At 73.1% G+C, this 14,853-nt stretch carries 12 protein-coding genes and 2 tRNA genes; 8 read left to right on the top strand and 6 right to left on the bottom strand.

Annotation, left to right across the window (positions count from 1 at the left end; translation table 11 throughout):
- Positions 1-539: 539 nt before the first annotated feature.
- Positions 540-1,805, bottom strand: a complete 1,266-nt coding sequence (tyrS, locus tag J3P32_RS14875; protein WP_210440550.1) for a tyrosine--tRNA ligase — start codon at positions 1,803-1,805, stop codon at positions 540-542.
- Between the two features lie 72 nt (positions 1,806-1,877).
- Here tyrS and J3P32_RS14870 point away from each other — a divergent pair, with 72 nt between their 5' ends.
- Entirely contained in the window at positions 1,878-3,287 is a 1,410-nt protein-coding gene (locus J3P32_RS14870) for a serine/threonine-protein kinase (protein ID WP_210440549.1), read from the top strand.
- A gap of 103 nt (positions 3,288-3,390) precedes the next feature.
- Positions 3,391-4,965 (top strand): serine/threonine-protein kinase, encoded by a 1,575-nt coding sequence (locus J3P32_RS14865; protein WP_210440548.1) that lies wholly within the window; start codon positions 3,391-3,393, stop codon positions 4,963-4,965.
- 4 nt (positions 4,966-4,969) lie between these two features.
- On the opposite strand, the gene J3P32_RS14860 is transcribed toward J3P32_RS14865, so the two are convergent.
- A tRNA-Ile gene (locus J3P32_RS14860) sits at positions 4,970-5,043 on the bottom strand.
- Positions 5,044-5,794: 751 nt separating this feature from the next.
- On the opposite strand from J3P32_RS14860, the gene J3P32_RS14855 reads away from it, so the two are divergent.
- The 3 genes from J3P32_RS14855 (at position 5,795) to J3P32_RS14845 (ending at position 9,351) form a co-directional block, all read left to right on the top strand.
- On the top strand, positions 5,795-7,192 hold the full coding sequence (locus J3P32_RS14855) for a DUF1800 domain-containing protein (protein ID WP_210440547.1): 1,398 nt from the start codon (positions 5,795-5,797) through the stop codon (positions 7,190-7,192).
- A gap of 1 nt (position 7,193) precedes the next feature.
- A complete protein-coding gene (locus J3P32_RS14850; protein ID WP_210440546.1) occupies positions 7,194-8,474 on the top strand; it encodes a DUF1501 domain-containing protein in 1,281 nt (426 codons plus the stop codon).
- A 124-nt stretch (positions 8,475-8,598) separates the two neighbouring features.
- The gene (locus J3P32_RS14845) at positions 8,599-9,351 is read left to right on the top strand and encodes a PIG-L deacetylase family protein (RefSeq protein ID WP_210440545.1); all 753 of its coding nucleotides are present in this window, start codon (positions 8,599-8,601) and stop codon (positions 9,349-9,351) included.
- 42 nt (positions 9,352-9,393) lie between these two features.
- Here J3P32_RS14845 and J3P32_RS14840 read toward each other — a convergent pair whose 3' ends face one another.
- The gene (locus tag J3P32_RS14840) at positions 9,394-10,221 is read right to left on the bottom strand and encodes a hypothetical protein (RefSeq protein ID WP_210440544.1); all 828 of its coding nucleotides are present in this window, start codon (positions 10,219-10,221) and stop codon (positions 9,394-9,396) included.
- 308 nt (positions 10,222-10,529) lie between these two features.
- On the opposite strand from J3P32_RS14840, the gene J3P32_RS14835 reads away from it, so the two are divergent.
- On the top strand, positions 10,530-11,336 hold the full coding sequence (locus tag J3P32_RS14835; protein WP_210440543.1) for an SDR family NAD(P)-dependent oxidoreductase: 807 nt from the start codon (positions 10,530-10,532) through the stop codon (positions 11,334-11,336).
- Positions 11,337-11,435: 99 nt separating this feature from the next.
- Here J3P32_RS14835 and J3P32_RS14830 read toward each other — a convergent pair.
- From J3P32_RS14830 to dnaG, 3 genes are all read right to left on the bottom strand, one after another.
- Positions 11,436-11,511: transfer RNA gene (locus J3P32_RS14830), tRNA-Asn, on the bottom strand.
- A 52-nt stretch (positions 11,512-11,563) separates the two neighbouring features.
- The gene (locus J3P32_RS14825) at positions 11,564-12,070 is read right to left on the bottom strand and encodes a hypothetical protein (RefSeq protein ID WP_210440542.1); all 507 of its coding nucleotides are present in this window, start codon (positions 12,068-12,070) and stop codon (positions 11,564-11,566) included.
- Complete coding sequence (dnaG, locus tag J3P32_RS14820; RefSeq protein ID WP_210440541.1) at positions 12,067-13,968, bottom strand: DNA primase; 1,902 nt, start codon at positions 13,966-13,968, stop codon at positions 12,067-12,069. The genes J3P32_RS14825 and dnaG overlap by 4 nt, the downstream gene beginning before the upstream one ends.
- Positions 13,969-14,210: 242 nt before the next feature.
- Here dnaG and J3P32_RS14815 point away from each other — a divergent pair, with 242 nt between their 5' ends.
- Entirely contained in the window at positions 14,211-14,486 is a 276-nt protein-coding gene (locus J3P32_RS14815; protein WP_210440540.1) for a DUF3618 domain-containing protein, read from the top strand.
- 25 nt (positions 14,487-14,511) lie between these two features.
- Positions 14,512-14,838 carry a YtxH domain-containing protein gene (locus J3P32_RS14810; protein WP_210440539.1) on the top strand — a complete coding sequence of 109 codons (327 nt, stop codon included), beginning with the start codon at positions 14,512-14,514 and terminating at the stop codon, positions 14,836-14,838.
- Positions 14,839-14,853 lie beyond the last annotated feature (15 nt).

Here is a 14,853-nt window from a genome sequence, read left to right as displayed (position 1 = left end):
AGAGCCACATCCCCTGACAAGAACAAAACTGACAATTGTCAGAATCATCGTCAAAGAAACCGCGACACCACACCCAGCCCCACCCACAAAGAGCAGAACCAAAACATGACGTCAACGGGGCATAACAAACTAATTCGTCGACTAATCAAACACACTGTTGAGTTCTCAAACATCAGACGCACCCACATCGCGGTCCGGTGTGGACCTCGGTTGCGTGAGGCAACTGGTCAAACTTAGCGAGCGGCTTTCTGGCGAGGCAAATCCTCGGCTGTTCCGCTCCGACCCACTGGTGTCACCGTGACCGATGACCGCTTCGGGTTGTCCTGCCCGGGGCCGGGAGCCCGACCTGACCGGTCTTGCTCCCCGCCGCTCCCTGGCGACAGGAGAAACATTAACCAGCCCCGGCGCCGCCACGCAAATCGAAACCGTGTGACCGCGCGCACATCTGCGTTTGCGCAGGTCAGAGGCCTGTTGTGGCAGAAGGGGCCGCTGGGATCCCGCTGGAGGACGTCCTCACGGCACCCGTCGAGCCGGTCGCCTCACCCCACCTGGACGCCGGCGAACTTCTTCTTCCCGCGCCGCAGCACGAGCCACGAGCCGGCGAGCAGGTCGTCGCCGGTCGGTCGGAGCTCGGGGTCCTCCACGCGCACGTTGTTCAGGTAGGCGCCGCCCTCGGCCACCGTCCGCCGAGCCTCGCCCTTGCTCGTGGCGAGACCAGCGGCGACGAGCAGGTCGACGATGCCCGGCAGCTCACCCGCCGGCACCGTCGTCCCTCCGGCCTCCCCCAGCGCCGAGGCGAGCGTGTCGGGCTTGAGGGCGGCGAGGTCTCCTCCGCCGAAGAGCGCGGCTGCGGCGGCCTTCGCCTGCTCGACCTCCTCCGGCCCGTGCACCAGGGCGGTCACCTCGTCGGCCAGTCGCTTCTGCCCGGCGCGCAGGAACGGCTTCTCGGCCGTCTGCTGCTCGAGGTCCTCGATCTCGTCGCGGCCGAGGAAGGTGAACACCCGGAGCAGCTCGCCGACCTTCTCGTCCTCCACGTTGAGCCAGAACTGGTGGAAGGCGTAGGGCGACAGCATCTCCGGGTCGAGCCACAGCGCGCCGCCCTCGGTCTTGCCGTACTTGGTGCCGTCGGACTTGGTGAGCAGCGGCGTCGCCAGCGCGTGGACGTGGGCGCCGTCGGTGCGGCGGATCAGCTCCACGCCGGCGGTCAGGTTGCCCCACTGGTCGGAGCCACCGAACTGCAGCGTGATGCCGTGCTGCCGGTGGAGCTCGAGGAAGTCCATCGACTGCAGCAGCACGTAGGAGAACTCGGTGTAGCTGATGCCCGACTCGAGCCGACGCCTGACGGTGTCGCGGGCCAGCATCCGGTTGACCGGGAAGTGCTTGCCGATGTCGCGCAGGAAGTCGATGGTCGACAGCGAGGCGGTCCAGTCGTAGTTGTTGACCATGGTCGCGGCGTTGGGGCCGTCGAACGACAGGAACGGCTCGATCTGCCCGCGCACCCGCTCGACCCACTCCTTGACCGTGTCGAGGGAGTTCAGCGTGCGCTCCCCGGAGTCACGCGGGTCGCCGATCATGCCGGTGGCCCCGCCGACGAGCGCGTACGGCGTGTGTCCGGCGTCCTGCAGCCGCTTGGCCGTCAGCACCTGCACGAGGTGGCCCATGTGGAGGCTCGGCGCCGTCGGGTCGAAGCCGACGTAGAACTTGACGCTCCCCTCGCCCAGCGCCGCGCGGAGCGCGTCGCGGTCGGTGGAGTGGGCGACGAGGCCGCGCCACTCCAGCTCGTCGAGGACATTGGGGGTCGTCACGTCGGTTCCTTCGATGGGGGCAGGTTGGTGGACGGGCACTAGCCTAGGGCGCGGACGCGGGAGGTTCGGCACGTGATCGCAGGCAGGTACAGGCTCGAGCGGGAGATCGGCCGCGGCGGCTCCGGCACGGTGCACCTGGCGGTCGACGAGGTGCTGGGGCGTCCGGTGGCGATCAAGCGCATCGGGCTGTTGCCGGGCTCCGACGACGTCGAGCTCGAGCGGGCTGAGCGCGAGGCTCGGCTGGCGGCGGCGCTCAACCACCCGCACGTCGTCTCCGTGTTCGACCTCGTCGACGAGCAGGGCGTGCGGTGGCTCGTCATGGAGTACGTCGACGGGCAGACGCTGGGCGAGCGGGTCCGGGCCCCGGGCCCGTTGGAGCCGGCCGAGGCGGCGATGCTGCTGGCGCAGACCGCCGACGCGCTGGTCGAGGCGCACGCGCGCGGCATCGTCCACCGCGACGTCAAGCCGAGCAACATCATGATCGCGGGGGGCGCGGCCAAGCTCAACGACTTCGGGATCGCCCGCTCCGCCGACGACCCGTCGCTCACCCAGACCGGGCTGGTGACGGGGTCGCCCGCCTACCTCGCGCCCGAGGTCGCCTCGGGCTCGTCCGCGACGCCCGCCAGCGACGTCTGGTCGTTGGGCGCGACGCTCTACCACGCGGTCACGGGGAGGCCGCCGTACGACGTCGGCGACAACCTCATCGGCGCGCTCTACAAGATCGTCCACGAGGACCCGCCCCGGCTCCCCGACGAGCACCCGGTGGCCGGGCTGCTCAGCGTCATGATGAACCGCGACGCCGACGCCCGGTGGCCGATGCCGCGGGTCCGCGACGAGCTCGCGCGGGTCGCGCGAGGCGAGCGTTCGGCCGTGGTCCCGGCTGCCGCCCCGACAGCGCGCCGGGCGACCGGCGTCCTGTCCCCTGCCGAGGTCGCACCCACCACCGCCGGGGCGCGACGCTCCGGGCCGCGCCGCTCCGGGACGCGCTGGGGCTGGATCGTCGCGGCGGCGGCGATGGCGGTGGCGGCCGTCGTGGCGGCGTACGTGCTCGCCGGGCGCGGCACCCCCGAGGCGCTGGCCGACGACGACGGCGGCACGCCGCAGACCACGACCCCGTCCGAGACGTCCGGGACGTCGAGCGCCACCGGCAGCGCCTCGCCGCCGGTCACCGCCCAGGACACGCGCGAGGAGATGGACGCCTTCATCGCGTCCTACCTCGCGACGGTCACGACCGACCCGCGAGCGGGCTTCGAGCAGCTGACCCCCGAGTTCCAGGAGGCGAGCGGGGGCTACGAGGGCTACCTGGGCTGGTGGGGTCGGGTCCGCTCGGCGTCGCTGGCCGAGGTGCGGAGCGACCCCTCCGACCTCACCGTCGGGTACACCGTCGACTACGTCATGAAGTCGGGCGAGCGCAGCACCCAGCAGGTGCGCCTCCAGCTCGAGCGGCGCGACGACCGGCTCCTCATCGCCGGTGAGGGCTAGTCACCGGCGGGCGTCCGCCCCGGCGCCGGGGGGTACTGGTCCCCACGGGTGAGGACGTTCTCCCGCAGGTGACTAGCCTGAGGAACCACGGAAGGAGTGGGACGTGATCGCAGGTAGGTACCGGCTGGAGCGCGAGATCGGGCGAGGCGGGGCCGGCGTGGTCCACCTCGCCCACGACGAGGTGCTCGGCCGACGCGTGGCGATCAAGCGCATCGGCCTGCTGGCCGGGACCACCAAGGACGACATCGCGCGCGCCGAGCGTGAGGCCCGACTCGCGGCCGGCATCAACCACGCTCACGTCGTGTCGATCTTCGACCTCGTCAAGGACGAGGACTGCTACTGGCTCGTGATGGAGCACGTGGAGGGCCACAGCCTGGCCCAGCTGGTCGCCTCCGAGGGCCCGATGGACCCCCGGCGGGCCGCCGGGATCCTGGCGCAGGCCGCCGACGCCCTCGTCCAGGCCGGCACGGCGGGCATCGTCCACCGCGACGTCAAGCCCTCCAACATCATGGTCGGCGCCGACGACCACACGAAGCTGGCCGACTTCGGCATCGCGCGCGCGGTGGGCGACGCCACGCTGACGCACACCGGCCTGGTGACGGGCTCCCCCGCCTACCTCGCCCCTGAGGTCGCGTCGGGACAGCCGGCCACCTCGGCCAGCGACGTGTGGTCGCTCGGCGCGACGCTCTATCACGCGGTCGTCGGCGAGCCGCCGTACGCCGTGGGCGACAACGTCCTCGGTGGCCTCTACAAGATCGTGAACGACGAGCCGCCGCGGCTGCCCGCCGACCACCCCGCGGCCGGCCTGCTGGCCGTGATGATGGTGAAGGACCCCGGCCAGCGCTGGACCGTCCGGCAGGTCCGTGACGACCTGCGGCTCATCGCGCGCGGGCGGCCCAGCACCGCCCTCGCGGCCTCCCCCCGCGGCGAGACGGACGACGACCGCACGGACCCCGGGACGCGGACGATGCCCGTCGCCGCCGCCGGTGCCCTGCCGGCCGCGGCTGCCGCCGCCCCTGCCGCCGCCTCTGCCGCAGCCGCTCCTGCCCCGCCGCCCGCCCCGTCCCGTGACACCACCCCGCCTCCGGAGCCGGCGCGATCGCGCCGGCTGCCGCTCGGCTGGGTGGCGGCGGTGCTCGCCCTGGTGCTCGTCGCCGGGATCGGCGCGTGGCTGCTCTGGCCGGGTGACGGCGAGCGGCCCGCAGGCGGCACCGGCGATGCGGCATCGGAGCAGTCGTCCCCGTCGGGCGAGCCGACGGAGTCCGAGGACCCGACCGCGACGACGGAACCGTCGGAGACCGAGGAGCCGACGGAGGAGCCGACGGAGGAGCCGACCGAGGAGCCGACGACCACCAGCCCGCCCGCGACGGGTGCCACCGCGGCGTCGATGCAGGCCTTCGTGCGCGACTACTTCGCGACGGTCACCTCGGACCCGGAGACCACCTTCGCCATGCTCACCCCTGAGTTCCAGGCCGCCAGCGGCGGCTACGGGCGGTACGCGGGGTTCTGGAGCACCATCACCTCCGCGACCCCGAGCGGCATCCGGGCCGATCCCCGCACGATGACGGTGTCCTACACGATCGTGTTCGTCACCACGGACGGCCGGACCAGCACCGAGCAGGGCCGGCTGCAGCTCGCCCAGGACGGCGACCGGTACCTCATCGCGGACGAGGGCTGACCCGTAGGGCGGGTGGGGCTCGAACCCACGACCCAAGGATTATGAGTCCTCTGCTCTGACCGACTGAGCTACCGCCCCTCGGGGCGCACCCTAAGCGATCGCGGATCGCCGCCGGGCGGGCCCCCGGCGTCATGGGGCCCCGGCGTCATACGAACCGGACGCCATAGGTGCGGCTTCGTATGACGCCCGCCGCCGGCCCGGCCCAGCGTCATACGAACCGGACGCCATAAGTGCGGCTTCGTATGACGCCCACCGCCGGCCCGGCCCAGCGTCATACGAACCGGACGCCATAAGTGCGGCTTCGTATGACGCCCACCGCCGGCCGGGCCCAGCGTCATACGAACCGGACGCCATGGGTGCGGGTTCGTATGACGCCCACCGCCGGCCGGGCCCAGCGTCATACGAACCGGAGGTCATGGGTGCGGGTTCTTATGACGCCCACCGCCGGCCGGGCCCAGCGTCATACGAACCGGACGCCATGGGTGCGGCTTCGTATGACGCCCGCCGCCGCCGGGCCCCAGCGTCATACGAGCCGGAGGTCATAGGTGCGGCTTCGTATGACGCCCGCCGCCGCCGGGCCCCAGCGTCATACGAACCGGACGCCATGGGTGCGGCTTCGTATGACGCCCGCCGGGGCCGACGTCCGCGGCCGCGGCGGCAAGACCGGGCGTCACTGCCAGAACCGCGGTCGCCCTCACCGAGATCCGGCGTTCGGCTTCGCGCCCGGGCGCGCACGTGGGACAGTGTGCCGTCTCGGTGGCTCGGGTATGGGAGGACCTCGGTGGCCAGGAACGCCTCACAACTGCTGTCCCCTGCGCAACGTCACCTGGTGACGCGCTTCGGCTACGGGGTTGACGGCACCCTCGCCCGGGACGTACGCCGAGCCGGCGGCGCGAAGGCGTGGTTCGAGCAGCAGCTCACCCGCCCCGGCTCGTTCAACGACCGCGACGCCGACGCGGTGCGCCGGTGGTGGCCCGACCTGGACCGCACGCCCGCGGACCTCTGGCAGCGACAGGTCCAGGAGATCCGCGGCGGCTGGCAGGTCATGGAGGACTACGGCCGCTGGCTGCTCGTGCGGCGCATCCGCACGCGACGCCCGGTGCTGGAGAAGATGACCGAGTTCTGGGAGGCGATGCTGCACGTGCCGGTGAGCGGCGACGCGCAGTTCACGTGGCGCGTGGACTACGGCGACACCGTCCGCCGCCACGCGCTCGGCCGCTTCGACCAGCTGCTGGCCGCGACCACCACCCACCCCGCGATGCTGATCTTCCTGTCGGCTGCCACCTCCACCAAGCGCGCACCCAACGAGAACCTCGGGCGCGAGCTGCTCGAGCTGCACACGCTCGGCACCGGCAGCTACGACGAGGACGACGTCAAGGCGTCGGCGCGGATCCTCACCGGCTGGCACGTGGACCTGTGGAAGACGTGGAAGGCCTCCTACGTCGAGGAGGACCACTGGACGGGCAAGGTCCGGGTGCGCGGCTTCGAGCACGACAACCGCGAGGCCGACGGTCGCGAGATGACCAGGCAGTACCTCCGCTACCTCGCCCACCACCCCGACACCGCCCGCCATGTCTGCGAGCGGCTCGCGACGAAGTTCGTGCGCGACGACCCGCCGCAGGCGCTGGTGAAGCGGCTCGCGAAGGTCTACCTGGAGAACGACACCGCGATCGTCCCGGTGCTCCGGGCCCTGGTCGCCAGCAAGGAGTTCCGTGCCTCGGCCGGCGACAAGCTGCGCGACCCGGGCGAGGACGTCGTGGCGACCTACCGCGCGCTGGGGGTCGAGGTGCGCCGGCCGAGCCGCAACGACTCCGGCGCCAACGCGATCCTCTGGCAGGCCTCGGGACTCGGGCTGTCGCCGCACGCGTGGCCGCGGCCCGACGGGACGCCCGTCAGCGACGACGTGTGGGCCTCGCCCTCACGCGCGCTCGGCTCGATGAGCATGCACTGGTCGATGGCCGGCGGCTGGTGGCCGTCGGAGGGGCTGCGCTACCGGACGCCGAGCGCGTGGGTGCCGAAGAAGCCGATCCGGTTCGCGGACCTCGTCGACGAGGTGAGCCGCGACCTGCTCCACCGTCCGGCGTCCAGGCGGCTCGTCGAGACCGCGTGCCTGGCCACCGGCTGCCGGGCCAAGGAGAAGATCGACCGTGAGCACGGTCTCTACGAATGGGGCTTCCCGCGCCTCCTGGCCGCCGTCCTCGACTCCCCCGACCACCTGGCGTGCTGACATGACACCTCCTGAGACCCCCACCCGCTCCTGCGGCTGCCCCGACTACGACGAGGCCCGCCTGGCGCTCAGCCGCCGACGGCTCGTCGGCACCGCCCTGGCCGGCGGCGCCGTCGCGCTCGGCCCCTCGCTGACCGGCGCGGGCCCCCGGGCGTACGCCGTGACGGGCCGCTCCGCAGCCACCCTGGCGCCGGGCGGCTCGGTGCTCGTGCTGCTGTCGCTGCGCGGCGCCGCCGACGGCCTGTCGCTCGTCGTGCCGCACGCCGACCCCGTCTACTACGCCGCCCGCCCCCGGCTGGGCATCCCGGCGTCGTCCCTGCTCGCGCCCGACGCGATGTTCGGCCTGCACCCGGCGCTCGCTCCGCTGCTGCCGATGTGGAACGCCGGCGCCCTGGCGGCGGTGCACGCCACCGGCATGGCCACGCCGAACCGGTCGCACTTCGCCGCCATGGAGGCCATCGAGGACGCCGCTCCCGGCTCCGCCGAGCGCAACGGCTGGCTCAACCGGCTCCTGGGCGAGCTGCCGGGGACCTCGCCGCTGCAGGGCACGGCCATGGGCAACCAGGTGCCGACGTCGCTGTTCGGTGCCAACCCCGCGTTCGTGGTCGACCGCGTCGACCAGGCCAAGGTGGCGGGCGCGGAGGAGGACGGACGGCGGCTCGCCTCCCTCGCGCACGCCTGGCGCGGCAGCAGCCCGATGAGCCGCGCGGTGCGCGACGCGATCTCGGGGGCGAAGACCTTCGGCGCGGCTCGCGACACCGCTGCCGGCACCCCGGCGACGCCGTACCCGGGATCCGGCCTGGGCAAGGCGCTCTCCGACGTCTCCCGCATCATCCGCTCCGGGGTCGGCGCCGAGGTCATCACCGTCGACCAGGGCGACTGGGACATGCACACCGACGCAGGCACGCTCGAGTGGGGCGAGATGAAGCGCAACGCCGGTGACCTGGCGGCCTCGATCGCCGCGTTCTTCTCCGACCTGGGCCCGGCCGCCGGCCGGGTCACGCTGGTGACGCTCAGCGAGTTCGGGCGCCGGGTCCGGGAGAACGACGACTACGGCACCGACCACGGCTTCGGCAACGTGATGTTCGTGGCGGGCGCCGGCGTGCGAGGCGGTCGCTACTACGGCACCTGGCCCGGCCTGTCCGACACGCCGGACGCCGACGTGCTGGTCACCACCGACTACCGCAGCGTGCTCACCGAGGTGCTCACCAAGCGGTTCGGGGTGTCGGTCGGGCAGGTGTTCCCCGGATTCACCCCGCAGTCCGTCGGCGTGATGGCCTGAGCCGTCGCGCCTCGCTCGACCGGGCTCAGGGCGCGACCGGACCGGGTGCCTCGGTCGTGGCGCGACCCTATATGAGTAAGTCGTTCGCTTCACTGCACGAGCGGCGCGGTGCCATGCTCGGACCATGACCGACCAGCGTCCCGCTCCCCCGTCGTTCGAACCGCTCCCCGAGGACTGGGACAGCGCGCTCTTCGTGGTCGCGCACCCCGACGACATCGAGTACGGCGCCGCCGCGGCGGTCGCGCGCTGGACCGGCCAGGGCAAGCGGGTCGCCTACTGCATGGTGACCAGCGGGGAGGCCGGCATCGACGGCATCCAGCCCGACGAGTGCGGTCCGATCCGCGAGGCCGAGGAGGTCGCCTCCGCGGCCGCGGTGGGGGTCGACGAGGTGGTGTTCCTCCGGCTGCCGGACGGGATCCTGGAGTACGGCGTGGAGCTGCGGCGCGCGATCGCGAGGGTGGTGCGCGAGCAGCGCCCCGACATCGCCATGACCATCAACTTCCGCGAGACCTTCGGCGGCACCAACCTCAACCAGGCCGACCACATCGCCGTCGGCAGGGCGCTGCTCGACGCCGTGCGCGACGCGGGCAACCGGTGGATCTTCCCCGAGCAGCTGACCGACGGCCTCGAGCCCTGGGGCGGGGTGCGGGCGGTGTGGGCGGGCGGCTCGCCGCAGTCCACGCACGCCGTCGACGTCACCGACACCTTCGACGCGGGCGTGGCGTCACTGAAGGAGCACCGGGCCTACATCGAGGGCCTGGGGTGGGAGGGTTGGGACCCGGAGGAGTTCCTCGACGGGATCCTGCGGGGAGGCGGCCAGGGGCTCGGCGTCACGCACGCGTCGACGTTCGAGGTCTTCCCGCTCGGCTGGGGCTGAGCACCGTGCCGCCGGCTGGGGACCGGTCGCCCGGCCTCGCGTTCAGCGGCCGCCGAACCTCCGCCGCCGCGGGGAACGCGGTGAGCGCTCACCGGCGCCGGCGAACCGCGCCCCCACCAGCGGTGGCGGCGTCGCGGGCTGCGGCGCCGCCGCCTCGACGGGGCCGCCCGGCGCGGCCGGCTCCTTCTCGGCGGCGTCCGGGTCGAACTCCGACTGCACCGCGGTCAGGTCGTGCTGGGCCAGGATCGCCCTGACCTCGTCGATCATGGCGACCAGCTCCGCGTCGGAGGTCGCCGCGACCCGGGCGACGAGCGCGTGGCGTCCGAGCGAGGCGCCCACGACAGCCCCCTGCTCGAAGCGCAGCCGCATGAAGCCGCTCGCGTGCTGGTCCTCCAGCGACCGCAGGATCGCCAGCATCCGGTTCCCGACCTCGGCGAGGTGGTGGAGGTCCTGGCGCTGCCCGCGCGCCGCGACCACCCGCGACCCCGCGGTGACCACCGTGCTCCACTCCACGCCGTCGACGGTCATGAGGCGGCCCAGGCAATGGTCCACCGCCGCGGCCGTGTCGACGGCCCCGACGACCGTGAAGTGGGGCACCACCCGCTCCTCGACCCTGTGCACGGTCGCCCGGTACGTGCCCTCGCCCGCGGGCGTCCAGGTCACGGTCACGGCCAGCCGGCGCCGACCGAGGCCCTCCATGCCGCGCAGGTCGCCGATCCCGACGAGCTCGCCCATCCGCCGGGCCAACCGCCCGGTGTAGGGCAGCGCCGCCGCCAGCGCACCGGCGGCGCCGTCACTGCCCACGACCGTCCCGTCCGGTCGCACCACGAACTCGGTCCCGGCCCCGGCCTGCCCCTGCTCCGTGCTCATGCGGCCACCTTCGCGCAGCCCGGGCGCCGTTCCGGCCGGCGTAACGCATCGTTCACACGTGCGGCCGAAAGCGTTACGTCACGGCAACCGGACGGCGCTTCCCGCGGAACGTGCGGGCCGCACCGTGGTCGAGCGGGCCCGGCATGGGGGATCCCGCGAGCCCGGCTTCGGCGTTCCGGGGCATGGCAGTGGGCCACGGGGACCGGGGTACGGGATCGCACAACGGCGTGCGAGCAGCGAGGGACCCGGGGGCGTCGCCCGGGTCCCTCCCGCACGCCACGCCCGGCCCCCGGCGCTAGGTTCGGGCCATGCAGATCGACCTCAGCGGCAAGCGCGTCCTCGTCACCGGCTCCACCCAGGGCATCGGTCTCGCGATCGTCGAGCAGCTCGCGGCGGCCGGCGCCGCGGCCGTGGGCGTCAACGGTCGGTCCGAGGAGTCGGTGGGGCGGGCCGTCGCGCAGGTCCGCGACGCCCGGCCGGGCGTTCCCGCGGACGCCCTCGTCCCGGTCGTCGCCGACGTGGCGACCGACGAGGGCTTCGCCCGGGCGGTCGAGGCGATGCCCGACGTCGACGTGCTCGTCAACAACCTCGGCATCTTCGAGAGCCGCCCGGCGCTGGAGATCACCGACGAGGAGTGGCGGCGGTTCTTCGAGGTCAACGTGCTCGCCGGGGTCCGCCTCACGCGCCACCACCTCCCCCGGATGGTCGAGCGGGGGTGGGGCCGGGTGCTCATCGTCGCCAGCGACTCCGCGGTGGTGACGCCCGTCGAGATGATCCACTACGGCATGTCGAAGACCGCGCTGCTCGCGGTCTCGCGCGGCTTCGCCAAGGAGGCCGCCGGCAGCGGGGTCACCGTCAACTCCGTGATCGCCGGGCCGACCCACACGGGCGGGGTCGAGGACTTCGTGCGCAGCCTCGTCGGCGACGACCTGCCCTGGGACGAGGCGCAGCGCGAGTTCATGCGCACGCACCGGCCGCAGTCGCTCCTCCAGCGCCTCATCGAGCCCTCCAAGATCGCCGCCATGGTGGCCTACCTCGGCTCGCCCCTCGCCTCGGCCACCACCGGCGGTGCCGTACGGGTGGACGGCGGGTACGTCGACGCGATCCTGCCCTGACGCCTCGGCGCTCCGGTCCGCGCACCTCCCGGCGGCTTCGGGGGTCGCTCACACCGGGAGATGGCGAAGGGCCCGAGGCGTCGGCCTCGGGCCCTTCTCTGGCTCCCCCGGTTGGACTCGAACCAACAACCCTCCGGTTAACAGCCGAATGCTCTGCCAGTTGAGCTACAGGGGATCGCTTGTGCAGCGAGCCGAAACCTTAGCAAGCCCCCTCACCGCGGGTGAAATCAGGGCAGGCCCACGTCACGGCGGGCCAGCTCGAGCGCCTCCCCGGCCGCGGCGCGGACCGCCGGGTCGTCGGGGTCCACGCCCTCGTCGTACTCGTAGACCCACTGCACCTCACCCGCCCCCGAGGGTGCCCGGCGGGCGATGACGCGCAGTCCGCGGCGACGACCGAGCCGGACGTGGCGCTGCAGGACGACGCTGGCGGTGACGCGCTCGTGGACGAGCTCGAGGAGCCGTCCGGGGGCCTCGATGGTGGCGGTGTGCACCGGGCGCTGCTCCCCCCAGGAGCCGACCTCGGAGAGCCGGAAGGTGTCGGTGTCGCGGTCCCACCCGGCCGCCTCGACCTGCTCCCACGGGACCCGACGGGTGGTGCCGTCGGTGACGACGTAGAAGGCGTCACGGGTGCCGGCCAGGACGGTGCCGTCGGCCGTGGTCGCGGCGGCCAGCACCCGCTCCCCCGGGCCCACGTCGACGGACGGGGACGGCGTACGCCTCCGGAAGCGGCTCACGCGGAGCCCCCCGGCTGGCCCACGGCGCCCTCACGCAGCTTCCGGCGGTGCTGCTCGAGCATGACGAGCTCGCCGAACATGCGGTTGTAGTCGAGCGCCTGCTCGACCGGGTTCGTGCGCTGGAGCCGCGCCTTCACGTCGGCGATGCGGCGCGACGTGGTGAGCTCCTGGAGCCGGTAGACGTAGGCGACGGCGAACGTCGGCGACGGGTCGGCGGTGCCGCGGACCGGCTCGACGCCCAGCTCGGTCACCGCGGCGACCACGGCCGGATCGCTCGCCGAGCCGCGGACCCGGTTGGCCCAGCCCGGGTCGTCGACTCCGGTGGTCGGGCCGCCTGCCCGGGTCACCGCCTCCCACACGCCCTGGAAGGTCGGATGGGTGAAGTCGCCGGTGGTCACGTGAGCGGTCGTGCGCCCCACGCCCGCCGGGTGCTGGATGACGAGCTTGAGCAGCTCGCGCTCGATGAGGAAGCGGGGGTCGGACAGGCTGGGCAGGGCCGGCCGGGCGGACTCGGGTGCCTGCGGCGCCTCGCTCGAGCGGGCCGGGCGCCGCTCGTCGGTGCGGGCCGGGCGGCTGGCCGCCCGGCGCACCTCCTCGCGCACCTGGTCGAGGTCGACGCCGACCATGTGGGCCAGCTCGCGGGAGAAGGACTCGACCTTCGTCTTGTCGCGGATGCCGGCCACCAGGCCGGCCGCGTCGCGCAGCGCGTCGACGCGGCCGTCGGCGCGGTCGAGGTCGTAGCGGGTGAGGATGTTGTCGAGAGCGAAGCGGTAGAGCGGCTGCCGGCTGGCGACCAGCTCGCGGACCGCCTCGTCGCCCTCCCGCAGGCGCAGGTCGCACGGGTCCATGCCCTCGGGGGCGACGGCGACGTAGGTCTGGGAGGCGAACACCTGGTCGCTGTCGAGCACCTTCATCGCGGCCTTCTGGCCCGCCGAGTCGCCGTCGAAGGTGAAGATCACCTCGCCGTTGGTGGTGCCGTGGTCGCCGATGAAGCGGCGCAGCACCTTGGCATGGTCGGTGCCGAAGGCGGTGCCGCACGACGCCACCGCGGTCCGCACGCCCGCGAGGTGGCAGGCCATCACGTCGGTGTAGCCCTCCACCACGACCGCCTGCTGGCTGTCCTTCATGGCGGCGCGGGCCAGGTCGAGGCCGTAGAGCACCTGGCTCTTCTTGTAGATCGCGGTCTCGGAGGTGTTCAGGTACTTGGCCTCGATGCGGTCGTCGTCGAAGATCCGGCGGGCACCGAAGCCGATCGTGTCGCCGTTGGCCTCGCGGATCGGCCAGACGAGCCGGCCGCGGAACCGGTCGTAGTGGGAGCGGCCCAGGGCGACCAGGCCGGCGGCGACCGCCTCCTCGTCGGTGAAGCGGCGGCCGCGCAGGTGGCGGGTCAACGCCTCGCCGTCGCGGGGTGCGAAGCCGACGCCGAACATCTCGGCGGCGGCCTGGTCGAAGCCGCGCTGGTGGAGGAACTGGCGGGCGACGACGGCGTCGGCCGACCCGAGCTGCTCGGCGTAGAACTCCTGGGCCACCCGGTGTGCCTCGACCAGCCGGCCGCGGGCCGGCCCGCGCGGGCGTACGGGCTCGTCGTCGCCGTCCTCGCGGCGCAGCTGGACGCCGTACTTCTCGGCGAGGCGCTCGACGGTCTCGGTGAAGGTCAGGCCGTCGACCTTCATCACGAACGAGATGACGTCGCCGCCCTCGCCGCAGCCGAAGCAGTGGAAGAACTGCCGAGCCGGGTTGACGTTGAACGACGGCGTCTTCTCGTCGTGGAACGGGCACAGCCCCTTCAACGACCCGCCGCCGGCGGGCTTGAGCGTGACGTAGCCGGAGACCACGTCGTCGATCCGCGCCTTCTCGCGCACCTCGGCGATGTCGTCGTCGCGAATCCGGCCTGCCACGCCGGGGAGTCTACGGGCGGGCCCCCATCGGCGCGGCGCGGTCTCCCCAACCCCGGAGCGGGCCGACCGCCACCCCTTGGGGCGTGGGCGGGTGGTGCGTGCCAGCCGAGTTTGGGAGGCTCGGGACATGACCGCTCAGCAGGGAGGGCCAGAGAGTCAGGCTCTCGGAGCACCCGTCCACCGACTGTCCCGGCCGAGCCGTGCCCAGGCCTTGTCCACGGACGCGACGGCGGCGGTGCACGATGGGTGAGCAGGTGAACGGCTCCTCCGACGGGCACAAGACGCCCGAGCAGCTCGCGGCCGAGATCGCGGCGCAGCGTGAGCAGCTCTCGCACACCGTCGACGAGCTCGCCGCCAAGCTCGACGTGAAGTCGCAGGCGCGGCGCAAGGTCGCGGACCTCCGGGGCGCCGCGACCACCGACTCGGGCACGCCGCGCCCCGAGGTGCTGGCCGCTGCCGGCTCACTCGTCGCGATGGCCGTGGTGCTGCTGCTGTGGCGGCGCCGTCGCACCCACTGACCACCGCCCAGGGAAGGGGAACCACATGAAGAAGCTCATGCTGCTCGTCGCCGGAGGCGTCGGCTACGTGCTCGGCGCGCGCGCCGGCCGCGAGCGCTACGAACAGATCAAGAGGACCGCCACCCGGGTCAAGCAGGACCCCCGGGTGCAGGAGAAGGCCCACCAGGCCGCCGACCTGGCCAAGGAGAAGGCCCCGGTCGTGAAGGACAAGGTCACGGCGGCGGCGAGCTCGGCCGCGGACAAGGTGACCCCGTCCAGCAACGGCGGCCACCGCTCGGACCTCGAGGACCAGCTGCACCCCGACAGCACCGCCCGCCAGGAGGACCCGTACCCGCAGGGCGACCTGCCCTGACGGGGCCCTCGCGGC

The organism is Nocardioides xinjiangensis (assembly GCF_017916385.1).
In the GTDB taxonomy this organism is placed as follows: Bacteria; Actinomycetota; Actinomycetes; order Propionibacteriales; family Nocardioidaceae; genus Nocardioides; species Nocardioides xinjiangensis.
This window is presented reverse-complemented; position numbering and strand designations above follow the sequence as displayed.